The 21,237-nt window shown below is 49.9% G+C and carries 19 protein-coding genes and 1 riboswitch; of the genes, 11 read left to right on the top strand and 8 right to left on the bottom strand.

Going from position 1 to position 21,237, the window contains the following annotated elements; all coding sequences use genetic code 11:
* Positions 1–95 precede the first annotated feature (95 nt).
* Both LOS79_RS19955 and LOS79_RS19950 read left to right on the top strand, forming a co-directional pair.
* A complete protein-coding gene (locus tag LOS79_RS19955; protein WP_315411805.1) occupies positions 96–1,190 on the top strand; it encodes a Glu/Leu/Phe/Val family dehydrogenase in 1,095 nt (364 codons plus the stop codon).
* Between the two features lie 97 nt (positions 1,191–1,287).
* Entirely contained in the window at positions 1,288–1,629 is a 342-nt protein-coding gene (locus LOS79_RS19950) for a DUF898 family protein (RefSeq protein WP_315411804.1), read from the top strand.
* A 219-nt stretch (positions 1,630–1,848) separates the two neighbouring features.
* Here the strand turns inward: LOS79_RS19950 and LOS79_RS19945 are convergent, their stop codons facing one another.
* On the bottom strand, positions 1,849–2,748 hold the full coding sequence (locus tag LOS79_RS19945) for a helix-turn-helix transcriptional regulator (protein WP_315411802.1): 900 nt from the start codon (positions 2,746–2,748) through the stop codon (positions 1,849–1,851).
* 117 nt (positions 2,749–2,865) lie between these two features.
* Here LOS79_RS19945 and LOS79_RS19940 point away from each other — a divergent pair, with 117 nt between their 5' ends.
* The 4 genes from LOS79_RS19940 to LOS79_RS19925 are packed head-to-tail and all read left to right on the top strand — an operon-like array spanning position 2,866 to position 6,332.
* Positions 2,866–3,486, top strand: coding sequence for a DapH/DapD/GlmU-related protein (locus LOS79_RS19940; protein WP_315411800.1), 621 nt, complete (start codon positions 2,866–2,868; stop codon positions 3,484–3,486).
* A gap of 29 nt (positions 3,487–3,515) precedes the next feature.
* Entirely contained in the window at positions 3,516–4,307 is a 792-nt protein-coding gene (locus LOS79_RS19935; protein WP_315411799.1) for an HAD-IIB family hydrolase, read from the top strand.
* Positions 4,308–4,313: 6 nt separating this feature from the next.
* Positions 4,314–5,705: an MATE family efflux transporter gene (locus tag LOS79_RS19930; protein WP_315411797.1), complete on the top strand. Its 1,392-nt coding sequence runs from the start codon at positions 4,314–4,316 to the stop codon at positions 5,703–5,705.
* A gap of 33 nt (positions 5,706–5,738) precedes the next feature.
* The gene (locus tag LOS79_RS19925; protein ID WP_315411795.1) at positions 5,739–6,332 is read left to right on the top strand and encodes a DUF2441 domain-containing protein; all 594 of its coding nucleotides are present in this window, start codon (positions 5,739–5,741) and stop codon (positions 6,330–6,332) included.
* 78 nt (positions 6,333–6,410) lie between these two features.
* Here LOS79_RS19925 and LOS79_RS19920 read toward each other — a convergent pair whose 3' ends face one another.
* From LOS79_RS19920 to LOS79_RS19905, 4 genes are all read right to left on the bottom strand, one after another.
* Entirely contained in the window at positions 6,411–7,139 is a 729-nt protein-coding gene (locus tag LOS79_RS19920) for a peptidylprolyl isomerase (RefSeq protein WP_315411794.1), read from the bottom strand.
* Positions 7,140–7,271: 132 nt separating this feature from the next.
* Positions 7,272–8,603 carry a voltage-gated chloride channel family protein gene (locus tag LOS79_RS19915; RefSeq protein ID WP_315411792.1) on the bottom strand — a complete coding sequence of 444 codons (1,332 nt, stop codon included), beginning with the start codon at positions 8,601–8,603 and terminating at the stop codon, positions 7,272–7,274.
* Positions 8,604–8,665: 62 nt separating this feature from the next.
* A riboswitch (Fluoride riboswitch) is annotated at positions 8,666–8,729 on the bottom strand.
* Between the two features lie 83 nt (positions 8,730–8,812).
* The gene (locus LOS79_RS19910; protein ID WP_315411790.1) at positions 8,813–9,427 is read right to left on the bottom strand and encodes a hypothetical protein; all 615 of its coding nucleotides are present in this window, start codon (positions 9,425–9,427) and stop codon (positions 8,813–8,815) included.
* Between the two features lie 21 nt (positions 9,428–9,448).
* Positions 9,449–9,628 (bottom strand): hypothetical protein, encoded by a 180-nt coding sequence (locus LOS79_RS19905; protein WP_315411789.1) that lies wholly within the window; start codon positions 9,626–9,628, stop codon positions 9,449–9,451.
* Positions 9,629–9,861: 233 nt separating this feature from the next.
* On the opposite strand from LOS79_RS19905, the gene LOS79_RS19900 reads away from it, so the two are divergent.
* The gene (locus LOS79_RS19900; RefSeq protein ID WP_315411787.1) at positions 9,862–11,760 is read left to right on the top strand and encodes an ATP-binding protein; all 1,899 of its coding nucleotides are present in this window, start codon (positions 9,862–9,864) and stop codon (positions 11,758–11,760) included.
* 113 nt (positions 11,761–11,873) lie between these two features.
* A complete protein-coding gene (locus tag LOS79_RS19895) occupies positions 11,874–13,787 on the top strand; it encodes an ATP-binding protein (RefSeq protein ID WP_397386669.1) in 1,914 nt (637 codons plus the stop codon).
* 22 nt (positions 13,788–13,809) lie between these two features.
* Here the strand turns inward: LOS79_RS19895 and LOS79_RS19890 are convergent, their stop codons facing one another.
* From LOS79_RS19890 to LOS79_RS19880, 3 genes are all read right to left on the bottom strand, one after another.
* Positions 13,810–14,052, bottom strand: coding sequence for an NHLP leader peptide family RiPP precursor (locus LOS79_RS19890; RefSeq protein WP_315422347.1), 243 nt, complete (start codon positions 14,050–14,052; stop codon positions 13,810–13,812).
* 84 nt (positions 14,053–14,136) lie between these two features.
* Complete coding sequence (locus tag LOS79_RS19885) at positions 14,137–15,072, bottom strand: hypothetical protein (protein WP_315411784.1); 936 nt, start codon at positions 15,070–15,072, stop codon at positions 14,137–14,139.
* Between the two features lie 219 nt (positions 15,073–15,291).
* Complete coding sequence (locus LOS79_RS19880) at positions 15,292–17,223, bottom strand: beta-N-acetylhexosaminidase (RefSeq protein WP_315411783.1); 1,932 nt, start codon at positions 17,221–17,223, stop codon at positions 15,292–15,294.
* A gap of 84 nt (positions 17,224–17,307) precedes the next feature.
* On the opposite strand from LOS79_RS19880, the gene LOS79_RS19875 reads away from it, so the two are divergent.
* The 3 genes from LOS79_RS19875 to LOS79_RS19865 all read left to right on the top strand — a co-directional run bounded on the left by LOS79_RS19875 (position 17,308) and on the right by LOS79_RS19865 (position 21,082).
* Positions 17,308–18,159, top strand: a complete 852-nt coding sequence (locus LOS79_RS19875; protein ID WP_315411782.1) for an AraC family transcriptional regulator — start codon at positions 17,308–17,310, stop codon at positions 18,157–18,159.
* Positions 18,160–18,977: 818 nt separating this feature from the next.
* Entirely contained in the window at positions 18,978–20,423 is a 1,446-nt protein-coding gene (locus LOS79_RS19870) for a sensor histidine kinase (protein ID WP_315411780.1), read from the top strand.
* A 23-nt stretch (positions 20,424–20,446) separates the two neighbouring features.
* The gene (locus LOS79_RS19865) at positions 20,447–21,082 is read left to right on the top strand and encodes a response regulator (protein ID WP_315411779.1); all 636 of its coding nucleotides are present in this window, start codon (positions 20,447–20,449) and stop codon (positions 21,080–21,082) included.
* Positions 21,083–21,237: the final 155 nt, after the last annotated feature.

Below are 21,237 nucleotides of genomic sequence, written 5' to 3'. Positions count from 1 at the left end.
AAGGGACAAATGAACTTGACAACAGATTCTGGAAGGACTAGCTTTGTAATGAAACGTAACACGAACAAAATGCAGAGACAGGAGAAATGAATCTAATGGAATTGTTTGCAGCAATGGGGCAGCATGATTACGAGCAGGTGTTATTTTGTCAGGATAAGGCATCAGGGTTAAAAGCAATCATTGCTATTCATGACACTACACTGGGACCTGCCCTGGGTGGGACGAGAATGTGGACTTATGCTACGGAAGAAGCAGCTGTGACGGATGCGCTCCGGCTGGCTAAGGGCATGACTTATAAAAACGCCGTAGCCGGGCTGAATCTGGGCGGCGGCAAGACGGTAATCATCGGTGATCCCAAAAAAGATAAAAACGAGGCCATGTTCCGCGCCTTCGGCAGATACATACAGGGTTTGAACGGACGTTACATTACAGCTGAGGATGTAGGGACTACAGAAGAGGATATGGACATCATCCATCAGGAGACGGATTACGTTACTGGTATTTCGGCTACATACGGCTCATCCGGCAATCCTTCACCGGCTACAGCCTTCGGGGTGTATCAGGGGATGAAAGCAGCGGCAAAAGCAGCCTTCGGCAGCGATTCGCTATCAGGCAGAACTGTAGCGGTACAAGGTGTCGGCAACGTATCCTTCACGCTCTGCAAGTATCTTCATGAGGAAGGTGCACGCCTGATTGTCACTGACATTCATAAGGAAGCTGTGGCCCGCGCGGTAGAGGCATACGGTGCTGCTGCCGTGAACCCTGATGAAATCATGAAGACGGATTGCGATATCTATGCACCATGCGCTTTAGGCGGAACGATTAATGATGAAACACTGCCGCATCTGAGAGCGAAGGTCGTTGCCGGTGCAGCCAACAATCAGCTTGCGGAGCCGCGCCACGGGACCGCCCTGCATGAGATGGGAATTGTCTACGCTCCGGATTATGTTATTAATGCCGGCGGTGTAATTAACATCGCGGATGAGCTGAACGGCTACAACAAGGAACGGGCATTCAAGCAGATCGCCAAAATCTACGACAGCATCACCCGTGTACTGGAAATCTCGTCACTGAACGGAATTCCGGCTTATGCAGCGGCGGATCAGCTTGCCGAGGAGCGGATTGCCCTGCTGCGCCGCAGCCGCAGTACCTTCCTGCAAAACGGGCAGCATGCCCTCAGCAGAAGATAATATTTGGCGGAATAGTGAGAAATGTAGCAGATTATGGGATGGATAATCAGGAAAATAGAACCAGGAAACATTTTGCAGACTTGAAAGGTGGAAGTTTATGGGGGCTGTTAACTGGAATGCGGAAATGAATCATGGCAGCAGAGGATCTTACTTTGACGGGAAGCTGATCGAATACATCGGCTGGTGCCTGGCCGGCTGGCTGGTTACCGTCTGTACGCTGGGTATCTGCTATCCCTGGTCCGTAGTTATGATCTACCGCTGGAAAGCAGAGCATACCGTGGTGAACGGGCAGCGCCTGCGGTTTGAAGGCAGTGCCGTGAGCCTGTTCGGACATTGGATTAAGTGGTTACTCCTGTCTGTGATTACACTGGGAATCTACGGCTTCTGGGTATTCATCAAGCTGGAGCAGTGGAAGGCCAAGAATACGTTTTTCCAGTAAGCCGCAGCATCCCTTTATATGAGGTTAATTAAAGAGCCATTGTCCGGTTGTTGGACGATGGCTTTTTTGCGCAGCGGAGGAATCAGCCTGAAAAAGAGAAGCGATTGTATTATTCTTAGGTTTGAATTTGAACGATATTGATAAAAATAAAGCTGATTTTGAGATTTAAATGATGAAAAAAATACTATTATTAAAATGTGAAGAGGAAGGGGGATTAATTCATTTTTCCAGAGAGGATTGGATCCGGCTGTTTTTTCTATAATTCAATGGCGTCAAACCTATTTCGTTACGAAAAACATATGAAAAGTAACTCGCACTTTGAAATCCGCATCTTATGGCAATTTCACTAATGGATCTATTGGTTTCCGCCAGCATCTCACAGCTCTTCTGAATGCGGTAACGCACGAGATAAGAGTTAGGGGTTTTTCCGGTATATTCATCGAATAATCCGCAACATTTGCTTCGGCAGACAGAACCGGCAGCAGCGATCTCATCAAGCGTTATTCTCGAAGCGTAGTGATGATGAATGAACCCGGTCATATTCCTGAGGATAATCCAGGACTGGTTATCGTTAACTTGCCCGGGGGCATGCTGTATATGATCACTTATATCGGCACAAAGTCCTGCAGCCAGAGAAAGCAGCCGCAGCGGGTTATGCGGAGTGCGGTTCATTTCCTTATAAGTTTCTTCTAAAGCCAGTAGGATGTTCTTTTCCCAATCACTTTGCTGCGTAAGCAGAAGGTAGTCTTCAGTATTAGAACCAAAGTTCTCTTCAAAAAAGGTTTTGCCCAAAACTCCGCCTTCTCCAAACAGTGCGGGATGTATGGCAATGACCAGAAATGAACAATTTATTTTCCTGGAAGAAAAACCATAATGAAGACGTCTGCTGTTAACAAAAAAGCCGTGCCCTTGTCCGATATTTACGATTTCGCCATTCACAAAGTATTCCATTTCGCCTTCCAGCACCAAAATAAATTCCAGATCAGGATGCCAGTGACACGCGGCAGCGTATTTATCAAATTGGTTTAGCAATCCTTTTCTCACGTAGAGCGGGAAATTAGGATGATTGTAATTTAATTCTTCCGATAAGTCGGAGAATACTTCCAGCTTTGTTTTCACGCCAGCATCCCCTTGGAAATAATACGATTTTGATAAAATTATATCCGTTTTGCTTGAATAGAACAATAATGCAATACAATTTTGATGAAAAATAAGAATGAATGAGGAGAGAATGCTATGACTATGAGAGAGCGGATTGCTTCCGGAAAGCTGTTTACTGATTATTGTGAAGGACTGCCGGAGGACAGAATGCAGGCGAAAAAGCGGATGCTTGCCTATAACTCTACAGAGCCGGATGCCTTAAATAAACGGGTTCAGCTTATGGCTGAAATATTTGGTAAAGCAACAAACGCATGGATTGAACCCCCTTTCTATTTTTGCTATGGAACCAATATTGAAATTGGGGACGGGTCTTATGTTAATTTCAATTGTAATTTTGTCGACGATACTAAAATTATTATCGGAAAGGGCGTGATGTTCGGACCTGCTGTAACCATTGCTACTGTGGGACATCCGCTCCATCCGGATTACCGGGGGTACATGTACGCACTTCCTGTAAACATTCAAGATCATTGCTGGATTGGTGCCAATGTCACCATCTGTCCCGGAGTCACTATCGGTGAAAATTCTGTGATTGGTGCCGGAAGTGTAGTGACCAAAGATATTCCGGCAAATTCTCTGGCCGTTGGTAATCCCTGTAAAGTAATGCGCATGATTGATGAGCATGACCGGAAATATTATTACAAAGACAGAGGAATTACACAAGAGGATCTGGATGAAGAAGCCGGCTTAAGATAATCTTCAGCAGAAGGAGAGGGAGAATAGTAATGATTAAATTAGTACTCACGGATATGGATGGAACCTTTCTGAACAGTGAGGGTGATTTCAATAGAGAGTTATATAAGGATGTAAAAAAGATAATGCAGAAGCAAGGTGTTATTTTTGCTCCAGTTACCGGTAAGCAGTGTGAGAGGGTTGAAGAATTATTCGGAGAGGATGCAAAGGATCTTTGGATATTGGGGGACAGCGCCACGCGTATTAAGCATAACGGAGAATTTGTTTATGAGAACCTGCTTAGCAATAGGCTTGGTCTGGAGATTATCCGGCTACTGGAGGAAATCAGCCTGGATCATATTATTATTGCCTGCACCCGGAAGGGGGCTGTCATTAAAGACACTGTACAAGCCGATCTTGTCAGAAGGTCTTATGCTCAGGTCAGACAGGTTGCTGATTTCAAGGAGATACAGGATGATTTTGTGAAAATAACAATTTATGACCCGGCGCTGCAATGCTTCGAAACACGCAAGAAACTTTCCGGATTTTTCGAATCGGCATATATAGTAGCGTCTGAAGCCGCCTGGATCGATATTGCTAACATTAATGTACACAAAGGTACGACTGTAGAGCACCTGCAGCATCTGCTGAATATCAAGCCGGAAGAGACTATGGCTTTTGGAGACGGATACAATGATCTGGAGCTTCTTGTCCGTGCTGCCTACAGCTTTGCTGTCTCGAATGCTGTTCCTGAACTTAAAGAGGCTGCAAAATACATCACAGGATCTAATGATGATGATGCAGTAATGAACACAATTATTCATATATTATCTTTGCAGGAGTAAGCTATTTTGAATAGAACAGATAAAACCTTTAACCGCACATTCAACCGGGAGCTTGTGAATCTTGTTATTCCTATCGCGTTACAAAATCTTATAGCGGCCGCTGCAGTGTCGGCAGATGTTGTAATGTTAGGGGCCGTAGGCCAGTCCGCAATGTCAGCAGTATCCCTGGCAGGACAAATCACCTTTGTTCTTACCCTGTTTTATATGGGAATGTCAGCTGGTGCAGGTATTCTTGCCGCACAATACTGGGGTAAAAAGGACATGCAAACCATTCAAAGAGTTCTCAATATTGCCTGTGCGTTTGCCGTTGTTATCTCTCTTATTTTCTTCGTTATTTCTTTAAAGTTTCCAAATGAACTTATGCAGTTTTTTACGCAAGATGATGAATTAATCAGCTACGGAGCCAGCTTTCTTCATGCAATTTCCTTTTCCTATCTTGCTATGGGATTCGCTCAGATGTATCTGGGTGTGATCAGAAGTATGGAGAAGGCACGATTGAGTGCCTTAATCAGTTCTTCAGGCTTGCTTTTAAATATCCTTTTAAATGCATTAAGTATATTTGTGTTTTTTCCGGATATGCCCGAAAAAGCAATCACGGCTGTAGCCCTTTCGACAGTTGCTGCCCGGTTTTTTGAACTGGGATGGTGTTATATCTATTCCGTTACACGGGGAACCGTCCGCTTCCAGCTCCCTAAGCATGATGAAGCTCAGCGCAAATTACTGAAGGATTATCTGAGGTACACAACGCCTGTACAAGGTAACTATATCGTATGGGGCGGTGCTTTGACTGCGACTGCAGCAATTATCGGACATGTAAACGCTGATATGGTTGCAGCCAATTCTGTTGCATCCGTAGTGAAAAATTTGGCTGTTGTATTATCCGGGGGGATTGCGGCCGGGGGTTCAGTTCTTGTAGGCAAGTATTTGGGCAACAACGATATTGATATGGCAAAGAAGGCTGGGAGCCGCATGATCTGGTATGCACTGATATTTGGCGTTCTTTCCGGCGGACTCATATTACTAATGAAACCGTTGGTATTCCTTGCGGTTGATCTGAGTCCGAATGCACAAGAGTATTTGCATGGCATGCTTTATATATGTGCTTACTATTGTATTGCCAAGTCGATGAACGCAACAACCATTGCCGGTTTATTTGTTGCTGGGGGGGATTCCAAATTCGGTTTTTGGTGTGATACGATTGTAATGTGGGGCGTGATTTTGCCTTTGAGTTATATCAGCGCTTTTGTATGGCATTTCCCGCCTATCGCTATTTATATCGTAATCAGTCTGGATGAAGTTGTTAAAATGCCGGCGGCCTTAATGCGGTATCGTCAATTGAAATGGCTGAAGAATTTAACAAGAAATTTCACCGCTGCTCAAGTGAATGATACTAAATAAAAACAGGGGTTCACAGTTAATGGAGGACGGGTTATGCAAGAGAAAGAATTGTACGTATATCACCTTGTAACCAGAAAGAAGATGGCTTTAGGCCAGATCATCCGCTTTGACAGCAATCAGAAGAATACCTTGTATAACTTCTTTTTTGAGAAGGAGCAGCTGAATTTCAAGGGTGAAGACTTCATTCAGATCATGGAAGGCCATTATACTAACGATGGATTGAAGCTGGATAAAGAGAATGCAGATGTAGCGATGAATTATGTTGGCCAGACCATTAGAGCAATCAGAGAAGTAATTGTGGAAATGGTAAGGCTGCAGGAATATCCTGAATATCCTTCACGCTTGTCTTGCTTATATGCTGCGAGAAGCTACGAGGACGCTCTGAAATGGAAAGAATTATTTGATTCATTCCACCGGAAGGTGTTACAGATCGTGAAGCTTCGGGTTACCGGGGCCATTTTTGAAGGCGACGCTAACCTTTTGCCAAAGGAAGAAGGGGTGCCTTTCGCCCGGAAAATTGAACAAGCAAGAGAATATTGGCAGGGCAATATTAACAACGGACTTCCAGAGCTGCTGATCAACGGGGAAATTGAAGTGGCAGAGATTATTGATGAATTCTCCGTTTAATCTTAAAACAGCGGCGGAGCAAGACTTGATTCCTAAGTCTTGTTCCGCCGCTGCTGTATTTCATAAAGACATATATTTCTACTGCTTGTCCGGTTCGGGGTAGGTCACGCCAAGCGTGTCTACCGTAACCTTGGTCATCACCGGCGGCTGATCCGGCCGGTCGGAGGCATCACGCGGCAGGTTGACGATAGATTGGACAACATCCATCCCTTCCGTTACTTTGCCAAAGGCAGCGTAGCTGCCGTCAAGGCTTGGATAATCAGCAGCCATAATGAAGAACTGTGAGCCGCCCGAGTTCATATCCTGGCTTCTGGCCATCGACAGAACGCCTTCCGTATGCTGAAGGTTGTTGGTGAAGCCGTTCGCAGAGAACTCGCCGGCGATTGCGTAGTCCGGACCGCCCATCCCTGTGCCGTCAGGGTCACCGCCCTGAATCATGAAGCCGGGAATGACCCGGTGGAAGATGGTTCCGTCATAGAAGCCTTTCTGGATCAGCGAGATGAAGTTGTTGACTGTATTAGGGGCAACTTCAGGATATAGCTCGGCCTTAATAATACCGCCGTTATCCATTTCAATAGTAACGACCGGATGGCTGGCGTCCGCCGAAGGTACGCCTTCTGTAGCTGCGGTATTGCCGGACGCATTATTCTGCGGAGCAGCTGTAGCTTCACTGCCCGCTGTATTGCCGGAAGCGTTGCTGCCTCCGTTGCCCGCAGCATTGTTCGCCGCCGGCTTGTTGCCGCAGCCTGCCAGGACCACAAGCATCAGGCACATTACCGCCAGCAGAATGACGGATTTTCTTGACATAAGCTTCACGTCTGAATCTCTCCTTTTATGCTTTTATCATCTGATTGTACTAACCCATATATCATACCTTCTTTGTCCCGCCTGATGCAAAACCGTATTGCTCCTGCCGGGTCTGCCTGCGGTACAGAGAGATTACTTTAAGTCTTGTCCCCTGGAACGGGGGTTTATAAGCTTGGAGTCTGCCAGTGTCGTCCCTTCGGGGACGGGAAGCAGGGCACTTTTGGAGATGCCGATGAGCTGGGAGCTATATATGCCGCTGTGTCCGGAGAAGAGGTAGCTGATGACACAGGCGATGAACATGTATACCGCTCCGCCGGAGCCGAACAGCTCAATGCCCATAATGAAGCAGGCGAGCGGTGTGTTGACGGCTCCGCAGAACACGGCGATGAAACCGAGTGAAGCCAGGAAAGGCCCGTAGAGATGAAGCAGTCCGGCCAGACTGTTCCCCATAGTCGCCCCGATGGCGAACAGCGGTGTCACTTCGCCCCCCTGGAATCCGGTTCCCAGGGTGAAGGCGGTGAAGATCAGCTTCCAGAGGAAGGCGAAGGGATGAACCCCGGATTCAAAGGAATCGCTGATCAGCGGGATCCCGAGGCCGAGGTAATCCCGCGAACCGGCTATGTAGACCAAGGCGATAATGATCAGGCCGCCGGTGAAGCTTTTTAACATAGGATTTGCAATAAGTGCAGTGAAGCTGCGTTTCAAATAATGGGTAAGCTCACTGAACAGCAGGCTGGCCAGACCGAACAGAATGGAGGCGGCAATCACCTTAAGCAGCACCAGTCCATCCATCGCCGGATACAGATCGACCTTATAATGGATATGATGGACCCCCCATAAGCGGGTGGTGACGAGATCGCCGGTAAAGCTGGCTGCGAAGCAGGGCAGCAGTGCCTTGTGGCTGAGCAGTCCGATCGCAATCACCTCAAGACCGAAGACGGTTCCGGCCAGCGGAGTGCCGAAGATCGAGCCGAAGCCTCCGCTTATGCCGCACATTAGCAGAATCGTCCGGTCGGCCGGAGTAATTCTAAGCCATCGTCCAAGGGCATCTGCCAGACTGCTGCCCATCTGTACAGCCGTACCCTCGCGGCCGGCAGAACCGCCGAAGAGATGGGTAATCAGTGTTCCCGCAAGCACCAGCGGTGCCATCCGGAGCGGAATGGCTTCGGTGCCCTGCCGGATTTGCTCCAGAATCAGATTGTTTCCTTTGGCGCTGCTCTTTCCGTAATGCATATACAAGCCGCTGACCACTGCGCCTCCTAAGGGAAGGAGGAACAGCAGCCAGGCGTGCTCCAGCCGGATCCTGGTCACGGCATCCAGACTGGACAGGAACAGTGCAGATGCACTTCCCGACAGTAACCCTACCAGTCCCCCGAGGATTACCCATTTCACGAATGTGCTCAGCAGTGCAAGCTGGCTCCGGCCCGCTGCGAGCTGTATCCAGCGGTCGTATGTCTTCTTCATCCGATTTGCCCCCGTACCTATAATATACTCCTGAAAATAAACAGACTCCTACCAGCGGGTGACCACTGGTAGGAGTCATTAGTCCCGTAAGGGACGGTTATGGCGAACTCCATCGCCGTATTGAATGAAATTATCGTAAGTTGATTTGGCTTAAAAGTCAAGACGCAAGCATGGCGTCACGCAGCAGCAAGCTACAGGTAAACTGGCGGTTATTCCTCTTCACCGCTGGAGCCGTTAAGGACATCCGTTCCCGGCATGGCATCAAGGTCCGGAGAGACCGGGTCAACGTCACTGCCGGGGGCGAGGTCATCCGCATCCGGGATATCCTCCAGCGGCAGCTCGTCCCCGTCCGTCCATTCCCCCGCCGTATCCTCTTCATCGGCATAATCGATTACGCTGCCCGTCAGTCCTGCGGCGCCGGCCGCGTAGATTGCAGCGGATTCCAGCAGCTCGTCCCGTTCAGGTCCGGGAGTCCCGGTGGAAGGGAGTGTCCGCCCGGAACGCGGGCCAAGCCCGGAGTCCGGGACGTTCAGCCCGATATCGGCTGCCAGGATATTGTCACCTACCAGCGCCGGATCTGATCCGTCATCCACTACACCATCGAAATCGATCGGTGTAAAGTTAGCAGGATCATGGCTGGCCAGCGCAGATTCGAGCGGCTGGTTGCCGTTATCGCTGGCTTCGGTGCCAGGGCTTTGCTCGGTAATCGTCCCTAGCGGCCGCCGCTCTTCCAGCGGAATATCCTGTTCAGGGGGGATGCTGCCCATTTTGGTGTAACGCTCATACACGAAATCAGCTTCCGTCTTGTTGAACTCATTGCCCATTGCTGTTCAGCTCCTTTGAATTTACGTCTGGCCCTCTTTAGGAACAGCATGCTTAAGCGCTGCTTCCTGATCCTCATCCGGCAGTGCGCCGGGATAGCTTCCTTCCTGAAACAGGCCGAAATCCTCATCAATATCACGTTCGGTAATCAAATCATCGGGAACATCGGCTTGTTCCTTGGCTGGTTTCCGGCGGGTGTCCATGGCAAGCCTCCTTCATCTTATAGTAATTGTATACCCGTTACACCAGAGGCGAATCTGTATACCTGTAAGGCAGCCCATTGTCTTAATATATTCAATGTTCAGAGGAAATAACCAAATCATACGTGTTATTTCGAGGTTTTTTGCAAGATTAGGCAGGTATAGTGCGAACGTTGTCGAAAATAAGAATCATATGAACTATGTAAATACAACTAAGGATTCACTGAGGTGCCACAATGAAGTTGCCATCAACAAAAACAGCGGCAGCGTTAATCATGCTGCTGCTCGTGATTGCCGTCATTCCGGTTGGCATCGCCATGGAATGGGGCGGACACAAGGAGGTTGCCCTGCCGGTATGGGGGCTTAAGTGGGAGCAGACAGCGAGAAGTGATATTCAGGAGACCATGGCAGCACCTTCCGGAGCGTGGAGGACTGTGCAGGCAGAGTCACCCAGGCCCCATGCGCCTGCAGGTGCTGCTTCTGCCTGGCTGCGGTTTACTCTACCGCGGACAGAGGCGAATTCGGCACTTCTGATTGATAAAGTATATGGTGACCGCCTAAAAGCATATATAGACGGCAGGCTAATCTATGATTCCAAGGGGGTCATAAACTATAACGGGAATAAGGTACTGATTCCGTTATCGGGCGGAGACAGCGGCGGCCAGCTGTATCTCTGGAGCGCCGGCAGCGGCAGGGAATTTGGAACCCTTGGAGAGGTCAGGGTAGGCAGCTATGAGAAGCTGCTGTCCTTCTATGTGAAGCAGGATATGGTCGATCTGGTCATCGGAGCGGCGCTGGTCTTTATGGGCGGGGCGCTGCTGATCTGCCTGCTGTTCCTTAAACCGGACTTTTTCTCCGGCGGCTTATTCCTGATACTGGTCATTATTTCCTTTGGTGTGCTGCTGATTACGTATTCACCGTTCCTTCCGCTGATTGTAAGCAGCGGGGGGCGTCTGACGGAGGTCTGCTTCGATCTGGCACTGTTCACGCTTCTGCCGTCATTTACAATTTATTTCGAACAGCTATTCGGACCCGGCAAGCGCGGGCTGACTACCCGGCTGCGCAATGTTCAAGTGGCGTACTCGCTTTTCTGCCTGGGGGCGCTTCTGCTCAATGCACTGCTTGCTTTCCGGATCGATGATATTTACAGGTTTCTGACGGTCAATGTAGCCGGTATGCTCATGATCGCCCAGTTCATATATCTGCTGTATATGTCGCTGTCTTATGCCCGCAGAGGCAATCGGGATGCCATAATCTTCACAATTGGCTTCTCGGTATTTGCCGTGTTGTCACTGAGTGAGCTGCTGATTTACTTCTTCTCGGCTGAACGATATCATCTGCACTGGTGGAAATGGGGAGTCGTGGTCTTCGTTATATCGCTCATCGTGATTCTGGGCCGGAGGTTTGCCGGCAGCCATGAGAAGGCAGTGGAATATTCCAGGAAGCTGGAGAAATTCAATAATGAGCTGCAGCGTTCGGAGAAAATGGAGATCATCAGCGAGCTTGCGGCTTCGGTTGCCCATGAGGTACGGAACCCGTTGCAGGTAACGCGGGGTTTCCTGCAGATTCTGGGGGAGCGCTCAGGCAAGCAGGAGAAGGAGTATTTGCAGATGGCTATGGAGGAGCTGGACCGGGCATCGGTAATTATTACGGATTTCCTGACCTTTGCCAAGCCCGGCACCGATGCGGAAGATGTATTCGAAGTCTCGGGAGAGCTGAAGCATGTGTCGGGAATTCTCGTTCCCCTGGCCAATCTTCAGGGAGGAGCCATCGAGCTGCAGCTGCAGGAGGACCTGCAGGTGAACGGTAGCCCGGCCAAATTCAAGCAGGCGTTCATCAACCTGATCAAGAACAGTATCGAGTCGCTGGAGGAAGAAGGTCTGATTGTAGTAACTGCGTGGAGGACCGGCGGGCAGATCCTGATTAGTGTGCGGGATAACGGCGAGGGGATGAAGGTCAGTGAGCTGGCCCGATTGGGTGAGCCTTATTATTCCAACAAAACGAAGGGGACAGGTCTCGGTCTGATGGTCACCTTCCGTATCATTGAAGCGATGAACGGTTCTATTGAATTTCATAGCCGGAAGGGTGAGGGAACAGAAGTTATTGTTAAACTGCCAGCCTTGATCAATAATTAGAAATTATTTTTGTTTATTCCGTTTTTTTGAAGGGATGGGCAGAGGGTTGAGCGAAATACTAACATTAACAGAACATTGCTTCTGAAACTTTCTTCTGAGGTGCTTGCATGTCTTTGACGTTCAAAAGTTTACATATAACGCTGGTTGTGCTCCTGCTCACTGTTATCTGCGGTTCCTTTCTGGTCTCGGCGCAAAGTAGCCCGCACCCGGCCGGCGAGATCAGCCATTGGCAGATGAAGTGGCAGGAGGGGCCGGGCGACAGCGGACGCAAGGTTCCTGTAAGTGATACGGAAGGCTGGATGGATGTAGAAGCGAAGGTGGACATGCCGCAGATGCCAACCGGCGTATCGTCTGCCTGGACGAAGATTACATTGCCTGATTACAGCTACACCTCGCCGTCTGTTTATATTCAGACCATCTATGCGCTGCATGTTAAGGTGTATGTAGAGGAGCGGCTGATTTTTGAAGGCGACCGCAGCTTCATCAAGGATAATTATTCACTGCTGGTGCCGCTGGATTTCAGGGATAACGGCAAGACCATGTACATATGGACGGAAACGCTGCAGGACCGGATCGGAATTAAAGAGAATGTAAGGATTGGCGAGCACAGTGTGCTGATTAAGGATTATATCAAAAACGGCCTCATCGACCTCATTCTGGGCGGCGCCTTTATATTTGTGGCGGTGGTCCTGTTTGTGTGTGCTTTTTATTTGAACAAGGAATATTTCGGGGTTGCTGCCTCTCTGTCGATCGTCATTGCTTCCACTGGCATATTGTCCATTACCTATTCTCCCTTCACTTATTCCTTCTACAGCTATCTTGGCGGGATCAGTGTGGTGTTCTTTGATATAGCGCTGCTGTCGCTGCTCCCTGCCCTGACCTTCCTGTTCGAGAAAATATTCGGCGGCGGCAAGTACGGCATGATCCGCAAGTTCCGTAAATTTCAAACCTGCTATTCTTTCTTCTGTCTGATTTGTCTGATTATAAACGCACTCTCCGGCGACAGATTTGTAGAATTCTATTACATCGTCTCGGCCAGAATTATCGGTATTATTATGATTCTGCAATTCATTCTGCTTATCGGCTGTGTCATCGTGTTCTCCCTGAGACGCAACAAGGATGCAATTATCTTTGCGGTGGGCTTCGGCACTGCGGCATTAACCGGGGTCTCCGAGCTGATCTGGTATTACATCAAGGGCGGGAATTATGATCTGTTCTACTGGAAATGGGCGCTGGTTGTGTTCATCCTGTCGCTGATTGTCATTCTGGGGCGCCGGCTGGCGCAGAATCATCAGCAGGTTGTGCGGTATTCACGGGAGCTGGAGCTATTCAATAATGAACTGCAGCGTTCGGAGAAAATGGAGATTATCAGCGAGCTTGCCGCCTCTGTGGCGCATGAGGTACGCAATCCGCTTCAGGTCACAAGAGGCTTCCTGCAGCTGCTCAGCGAGAAGTCGAGCGGGGATGAGCGGAGATACCTGTTCATGGCCCTTAGTGAGCTGGACCGCGCGGCCAGCATCATCACTGATTTCCTGACGTTTGCCAAACCGGAGTTCGAACAGGTCTCGCTGCTTGATGTTAATGAAGAATTCATGCATATCCGGAGTATACTGCTGCCTTTATGCCACTTGAACGGAGGCAAGATGATCCTGGACGTAGAAGAAGGCCTGCGGGTCAAAGGCAATTCCTCCAAGTTCAAGCAGGCGCTCATTAACATTATTAAGAACAGTATTGAGTCGCTGGAGAATGAAGGTACTATTCATCTGCTGGCCTATGGCCGGGGGGATAAGGTACATATTCACATCAAGGATAACGGAGTCGGGATGGAACCGGGGGTGCTCAGCCGGCTGGGTGAGCCGTATTTCTCTTCCAATAAGACAAAGGGGACCGGTCTCGGGCTGATGGTGACCTTCCGCATTATTGAGGCAATGGAAGGGGAAATCCGGTTTATGAGCAAAAAAGGAGCCGGGACCGAATCCATCACCATTCTGCCGCGGGCAGAGGGTCCGGATGATCCCAACTCCTGATGAATACTATAATCTTATAGGCCTACCAGGAACTAAGAGGGGCGACATCTGTCTTCATTACGCCTGAAGCAGGATTAGGAGGGATGACCAGATAGAATTCATTGGAGCCTTCCTCTACCGTCTTCAATGTGATGTTGTCAGGAAGGTTAATTCCCAGCACTTCTTGGAGGGCTGCTTTCGGATCTGTGAGTAGTCTCTGTTTGAAACTTGGATCTTCCCATGCCTTCTGAATCACTTGATTCTTAAGAATTGCTTCTGACAAAATAATCACCCTTCCGAAATGGTTATATTTTCCTGATCAGTATAGCATAGGCCATTCTATAATTCTATTACTTTTTTCTAGACTTTCTTATTTATTCATATTTTTGGATAGCCAGTAATTGAGGCCGCCGCTCTGCAGCAGCTGCTTCTCAGCCTCAATGGCGGCGGCTATGTGCTGCAGGTTCTTCACCAGCACCTGATGGAAGGACAGGAGATGGGGAAGCTTCAATGTAAGTGCTTCCAGATTCCTGTGCGTAGCCTGAGCCGTTTCCGCATATGCCGCAAGTCCGCCTGCCGTATAGATATAATCCTTCACTGCTGCTTTGGTTAGTGCTCCGGTCTTATTCCCTGCCTGGCTGCGTACGAGGGACAGCAGGCAGTTATAGCTGCCCTCCTCCAGATCCTGCTCCCAATCCTCATAATCATCCAGCATCTGCAGCGTCAAAAGTACATCATGAATCATCTCTTCAGCCCCGGCTATCGAATCGGCTTGTCCGGAGAGCAGCAGTGCAGCGGTGCTGGTCAGCTTGAGCGGGCTGGCTTTATGGGAGACGCGGAGACGGTCATTCAGGAAGTAATCTGCGGCAGACTCCCCGCTTACGCTGTCTGCCCACTCTGTAATATAACGGCTGAAGCAGGACCAGAAGGGAGAATCCGGAGGGAACAGCGGCCGGTATATATTGAGAAATTCGACATAGAGCAGATTGGCCAGCGGAAGGGCGGCGGCAGCGGAGGCCTCCGGGTTGTCCATCAGATCATCCTGCAGGAAAAAGTAGAGCATAAACAAGACGTTGCCGGCGGACATCTGGCGGGTAAGCGTAGTGCTTAGGCCACAGTTGTCCTGTAGCCAGAAGGGCAGCAGATAACATATGTAATTCTTATGGCTTCCTGTCCGGAAGACGTCGAACTGGTCAAGATAGGCCAGACCCCCGGCATTAAGCGGTTCGGGAAATCCGGCGATGATCCTGCTGCTCTCCTGAAATACCACACGGAGGTCATCCTCGTAAGCATGAAGCCAATCCATAGGCGGGTCTCCTGTCAAAATATTTATTTTCCTTCTATTATTAGGCAAAAAGTGGTTATTCGTCCTGATTATAATCCTACATTCGACCTATTACAATCAGAATTTGGAAAGCTCTGTCATAACTAGGCAAAATAGCCCGGCAGCCCTTCTCATCATTGGAGAAGGGCTGCCGGGCTGTTTTTATGCGAAATGCTTCGGGGAGGGGGCAGAGGATTCGGCTTACTCTGCAGCAGCCTCTGCCAGACCGGCTGCAAGTGCAGCATATTCGCCGCGCAGACGGACCAGCCTCGAGACGCTTTGCGTAAGGCCGCCCAGCCGGTTGCGCCGTGTCCACAGCTGCCGGTATTGATGAAGCAGGACATCGAGATCATGAAGCTGAGCCTGAACAAGTGCAGCAAGGCTGCTCCGGTCTGCCCCGGCCAGCTGCTGCTTAAGCCGGGTCAGCTGCAGGGCGTGCTTCACGAAGTGAATCCCGTTGCCCAGCTCTTCAAGGACAAGTCCCGCATCGCGGCATTCCAGCGCCAGATCATCGAGCCTTGCCTCAATGCCGTTAATATAATGCTCAAGCTGCTGAAGCTGCTGCGCGCTAAGCTTCTCTGCCAGCAGCACATTGTCCAGGCTGCTGCGCAGCAGCATAGACATTTCCGTGTCGTTCGGGCGGATCATTCCGGATTCGAACTTGTAGTAGTTACCAAGGTCGAGCAGCAGCTGGCCAATGGTTTCTGAACGGTCATGGAAGACTGAGGTGTTCAGATAGCCCGCTACATCAGCCTCCAGATTCTCCTCTACATTCCAGGCAAGTGCGGCTCCGTATACGAATCCGGGATAGCTGACCGGAAGATGCTGCCAGTGGCCGAAATCCCCCCAATCAGTAATCAGGTAGCCGATGGCCCCGTTCTGCTTGCCGTGAACAGCTGCGCTGCGCAGATTCTCCAGCATATTGTCGGTGCGGCCGGTCAGTGAATTCCAGGAGCTGGTCCCCGGGCATACATAGAACGGAATGCCCGCTTCGCGGAATTTGAGCGTATCCGCTTCGAACGGATGTGCCGCGCTGTATCCCCATTCCATAGCGATAATACCTTCAGGCAGCTGCGGAATCAGCTCGGGATGCTGGATGATAATATCGCCCCAGAACTGCATTGTTTTACCGCGTGTCTGGACAAGAGCCTGTATCTTCTGCAGGAAGGATAAATAGAGGGCTCCCTTGCCTGCGGAGTCGGCCAGCGCTTTGGTCTGGCCCAGACCCAGCTCATAAGTCTCATCACAGCCGACATTGAATAAATCCGAGGTGAAGTAAGGAAGCAGATCATCATACATCGTTCCGAGAAGCTCCAGCACCTCCGGGTCTTCTGTGTTGAAGGTCCCCGGATGCATGAACAGGCCCTCAGGGTATAAATCGCTGTCGTACATATGGTCCGGCAGCATGAAGCCGGCCGGAATCTCGGCCAGATGATTGAATTCCGGCCGGGTCAGCCAGCCTTCCATATGGCCGAAGCTGTTCTGGTTAGGCACCAGCTCAATATAACGCTCGCGGCAATAGGCATCCAGCAGCAGGATTTCCTCACCTGTTATAGGGGTTTCAAGCTCCCACACCTGCGGGAATGACTCATAGGCAAACGGTGCTCCTTCTATATATAGCTGCAGCTGGTTCAGCTTCAGATCAGACATCAGCTCAATGATGCCGTATAAAGTTTCGAGCTTCGGAATCTTGTTGCGGCTGATATCGAGCATCAGGCCTCTGGCGGCGAAATCAGGCTCATCACAGATGACCAGCTGCGGCAGACTGCGGCCATATTGCTCCAGCAGCTGCTTCAGTGTTCCGGCGGCATAATAGGCTCCCTCCGGAGAGCTGGAGACAGCCGTGATTCCCTGCCCGCCAATGTGAATCTCATAGGCTCCGGCCGGCAGCCCGGCCTTGTAACTGAAGGTAAAGGCTGGAGCAACGGCCGGGCGGACCCCAATGGATAAGGGCAGGTTAAGCTGAACGGTCTGTGTAAGGATACGCTGAAGCCTGCGGGCGGCGGGAAGTACAGCCTGGCTGGTCTCATCCGCCAGCACTATAGCCCCTTTGGCCGGAATATGGTATTGGCCCTGGGTCAATGTGACCGTCTTCGGCCGGGGAAGCAGCTGCAGCTTATGAATATCGGACATAGCGTGGACACCTCTTATTCATGTAGAATATGATCATCTTCATTACAACCATATCACTCCTAAACAGAGGGAGGAATGCAATGTATGCCCAAGCTCATGGATTATATGATCAGCCCTTATCCGATTCGCATCATCGACTCCAAGGTTGAAGCCTCCAGGCTGCGGCTCAAGTCGATTGCGGTGGGGCAGGCAGGACATCTGCCGGGAAGAACACTGTTCCGCTCAGCGGTTCTATTTGAGCACTGGGCGCTTGTTTATATAGTATCAGGGAGCGGCTTCTATACAGAGAACGGGGGCAAGGAGCAGCAGGTACGTGAAGGCAGCCTGTTCTTTTTCCGTCCGGGCCGCAGCTATAGCTTCGGACCGCCGCCCGGCGGATACTGGGATGAATACTACATTAACTTCGGCGGGAGCCGTGTGGCGGAATGGCTGGAGAACGGGCTGATCGCAGGGGGAATTGTCTATCAGGCGAATGCAGTGCAGGGACTGGCGGCTTTCTTCGAAAAGGTGCTGGGTTTAATGGATGGAGGAGTGCCTGGAGATGCTGACCGGGCAGCTTTGCTGCTTGAAGAGATGCTGCTGGAATGCTCACTGCTGATTCAAGGCAGCCGGAATCTTCAGGAGGGTGCTATGCCGCATATCCGTCAGGCACTGAACGCCTGTATCTACGAGCAGCCGGATCTTCCCGCTATTGCGGCTGCCCTGCATATCTCCATGTCAACACTCCGCCGTACTGTCCGCAGCAGCAGCGGCTATCCTTTGCATGAGTACATCCACAGGCTGAAGATCGCGGAGGCCAAGCATCTTTTGCTGAACACCTCACTGCAGGTACAGGAAATCTCCGGAATGCTGCACTATACCGATCCGTTCTACTTTTCACGGCTGTTTAAGAAGTATATGGGCATTTCACCACAGAGCTGCCGCAGCCAGGTATGAAATAATTAACGACATAATTCTACTTTCTGAGAAGATAAATGTCGGAAAATGCAGATTAATGTTGACATGCGGAAAAAGACAATGATATGATTCAAGCAGTGTTGACCGTTTCACAATAGTTCTTCTAGACTATGCCGGAGATGAAGCCATGAGAGAATATTACTGCATCAGCTGCCGCAGTCTCCATAAGGTAGATACACACAATCCTGCCTTTCGTATTCTGTCCACCGGGTATCATATCGTTGGTGAAGAGCGCTATCAAATTTGCATATGTGATTATACCAAGCTGCAAATTTCCGTGCCGGCGGTGACGGAGTAGACTGCAACCGTATAGACGAGACCGGATATTATATAACAAAGAGCCTGTCCCCGGAGGGATAGGCTCTTTGTGCTGTCCGGCGTGCACATGTCCATTATAAATGCGCTAAAATTTGGTAAACGGCGAGTTTTCAAGCAATTTTCTGTAAAAAAAGGTTAATGACATGCTTTTTATTTTCAAAGAAAACGCTGTCATTAAAAAGCGAAACTTGTTATTGTGATTTTTCTCATGTATGATGCTGTTAAACATAGCTTAGAATAAGCTCGCATTTTCCACAAACTGGAGAATAGGGTGGTGGGATGAGATTAAATCAACAATTGAAGATAGAATGATCGCATTTTACAGAACCTTTTCTTTGTCCCTCACATCATTTATGTACCTCATGGTTCCTGCGGGGCCTTCCGTAATATACAAATCCCTACTAATCATTGTGCTATTCTTATTTGCTCAACTATTTATGTTCTATTACCGGAGGCTTCGGGCAAGACCGCGGATTCTTATGTTTGCAGTAGGCGTAGAGATGGCGGGGATTATCGTGTTAACCTTGTTAACCGGAGGATACGACAGTACGTTCAAGCTGTATGTGTTAAGTCCTGTCCTGATTGCGGCAGGGGCGTTATCATTCTATGTTGCCTGGATTATGATAGCCGGGTATACCGGTATTATTGCTGTATTCTGTTATTTGCAATCCGGTTCTACGGGGATTTCCATCACGGATGCTTCTCTTGAAGCCGGCAACCTGTTTCTAGTTCTGGCTCTTGCGGTTATAGTTATGCAAATGGTTAACGGACTGAAGCAGCAGCGTGAAGAAGCAAACGCGCGGACCAACGATACCATGGAGCATATCAAATCGCTGTATCATATCGTGGAGACCTCCAGCCAGCATGACTTCATGAACATCGGCCAGGTGATCACCGACTATGTTGTGAAGCTTACCAAGCTGGAGAAGGCCTTGTTCTGGTTCGCGAAGAAGAGCGGTGAACCCGCACCTCAGAGCCGTCAGACGGGCTGGCCGCATGAGGAGGAGCAGTCCCTGTTCACGGAGCTGGATAAGCATGAGCATGAGTGGCGGCTGCAGCGCGAACCGGTGTTCAAGAGCCTGCCGGGGGTAGGGGATTTCCTGCTGATGCCGGTCCGGATGAGCACGCGATTCGTCGGAATGATCGGAGTGAAGCTGGAATCAACCGAAGGGCTGGAAGGCCGCAGATGGTATATCCAGCAGCTGATGTTCCTGTCGGAGCTGAGTGCGATTATTCTTGAGCGCCATGAGCTGGGCGTGATCGAGAACCGGCTCATTATTACGAATGAGCAGAACCGGATTGCCGATGAGATGCATGACAGTGTCTCGCAGAGTCTGTTCGGCATTGTGTATGCGACCCATTCGCTGAAGCAGTCCTGGCGTAAAATGTCTGAGACCGGGCTGGAGGAGCAGATTGAGCTGATTCATGACTCTGCTACCAGAGTGGCCAAAGAGCTGCGGATTACGATCTACAGCCTCAGCTCCAAGAAGAGCGGCGGCCCCAGCTGGCTTGGTATGGTCCGCTCGCATCTCAAGAGCTTATCCCGGCTCAATGATGTGGAAATTGAATTAAAAATAACGGGGGATGATTTCAGTCTCCCTTATCCTTACCACAAGGCGCTCTTCCGGATCATCTCCGAAGCGACAGGCAATGCCATACGTCATGGTGCAGCTAGCCGGGTGGATGTTGAGTTGTCCCTGAAGCCTAAATGGATCAGACTTTCAATTATCGATGACGGCATCGGCTTCGATAGTGATCTGATCTGGACCGAGTCCGAAGAGAGCACCAGCGGGCTGGGAATGAAGAATATGCAATACTTGGCACAGTCCCTTGGCGGAGATTTCCAGTTGTCCAGCAGTGAGAATGCAGGCACACGGATTTTAATCTCGATACCTGTCGGTGTAGCTGAACTGAAAAATGCATAAACTTTAGGCAGGAGGTCGTTCAAGTGAAAATCGTCATTGTTGATGATCACCCTTTAGTGAGAAGGGGGCTGGCAGCTGTGATATCCATGCAGTCCAATCTGCAGTTTGCCGGCGAAGCCACGAATGGCCAGGAAGCTCTTCTCGTCATTGAAGAGACACAGCCTGATCTTGTGCTGATTGACCTGAAGCTGGCCGATGAATCGGGTCTGGATATTATCAAGACAGCACGCATCCGCGGAATATCCAGCAAGTTCATTCTCCTGACCTCCTCTGCGAGCCGGGAAGATTTCCTGAAGGCGGAAGAAGTGCTGGTGGACGGGTACGTGCTGAAAGAGGCCTTGCCTGAAGAGCTGCTGTTTGCGATTCAGCTGGTGTATAAGGGCAGGAAGTATTATGATCCCGGCCTGATGGAAGACAAAATGCGGATGAGCGGCAACAGTCCGACCGATGAGCTGACCCCGAAGGAGAAGGAAGTGCTGATCGAGCTTGGCCAGGGAGCCTGCAACCGGGAAATTGCTTCGCGGCTGTTCATCAGTGAGTTCACTGTGAAGAAGCATGTCAGCCAGATTCTGGCTAAGCTGCAGGTAGCCGACCGGACACAGGCGGCATTATATGCGAATGCAGTCGGGCTGACCAAATATGAAATGTCATACGATTGATTACCGGATAACGGTGAATGGATTGAACACGGACACGGACAATGCTGTCCGTGTTTTTTTGTTGTTTCTGATTATTTAACCTGCCGCAAACACTTGGGTGGCTTAATAGGGTTCATAAGAGTAAATGCAACCGTCAGTATTAACGGCATATGTAA

It is taken from the genome of Paenibacillus sp. MMS20-IR301 (genome assembly GCF_032302195.1).
In the GTDB taxonomy this organism is placed as follows: domain Bacteria; phylum Bacillota; class Bacilli; order Paenibacillales; family Paenibacillaceae; genus Paenibacillus_AQ.
Note: the sequence above shows the minus strand (reverse complement) of the source record. Positions and strands in the feature narration are given on the sequence as shown.

Bases quoted from the DNA above. Each gene is read 5' to 3' on its own strand.
- LOS79_RS19955 (WP_315411805.1), top strand. From the start codon at position 96: ATGGAATTGTTTGCAGCAATGGGGCAGCATGATTACGAGCAGGTGTTA.
- LOS79_RS19950 (WP_315411804.1), top strand. From the start codon at position 1,288: ATGGGGGCTGTTAACTGGAATGCGGAAATGAATCATGGCAGCAGAGGA.
- LOS79_RS19940 (WP_315411800.1), top strand. From the start codon at position 2,866: ATGACTATGAGAGAGCGGATTGCTTCCGGAAAGCTGTTTACTGATTAT.
- LOS79_RS19935 (WP_315411799.1), top strand. From the start codon at position 3,516: ATGATTAAATTAGTACTCACGGATATGGATGGAACCTTTCTGAACAGT.
- LOS79_RS19925 (WP_315411795.1), top strand. From the start codon at position 5,739: ATGCAAGAGAAAGAATTGTACGTATATCACCTTGTAACCAGAAAGAAG.
- LOS79_RS19920 (WP_315411794.1), bottom strand. From the start codon at position 7,139: ATGTCAAGAAAATCCGTCATTCTGCTGGCGGTAATGTGCCTGATGCTT.
- LOS79_RS19915 (WP_315411792.1), bottom strand. From the start codon at position 8,603: ATGAAGAAGACATACGACCGCTGGATACAGCTCGCAGCGGGCCGGAGC.
- LOS79_RS19910 (WP_315411790.1), bottom strand. From the start codon at position 9,427: ATGGGCAATGAGTTCAACAAGACGGAAGCTGATTTCGTGTATGAGCGT.
- LOS79_RS19905 (WP_315411789.1), bottom strand. From the start codon at position 9,628: ATGGACACCCGCCGGAAACCAGCCAAGGAACAAGCCGATGTTCCCGAT.
- LOS79_RS19900 (WP_315411787.1), top strand. From the start codon at position 9,862: ATGAAGTTGCCATCAACAAAAACAGCGGCAGCGTTAATCATGCTGCTG.
- LOS79_RS19885 (WP_315411784.1), bottom strand. From the start codon at position 15,072: ATGGATTGGCTTCATGCTTACGAGGATGACCTCCGTGTGGTATTTCAG.
- LOS79_RS19880 (WP_315411783.1), bottom strand. From the start codon at position 17,223: ATGTCCGATATTCATAAGCTGCAGCTGCTTCCCCGGCCGAAGACGGTC.
- LOS79_RS19875 (WP_315411782.1), top strand. From the start codon at position 17,308: ATGCCCAAGCTCATGGATTATATGATCAGCCCTTATCCGATTCGCATC.
- LOS79_RS19870 (WP_315411780.1), top strand. From the start codon at position 18,978: ATGTTTGCAGTAGGCGTAGAGATGGCGGGGATTATCGTGTTAACCTTG.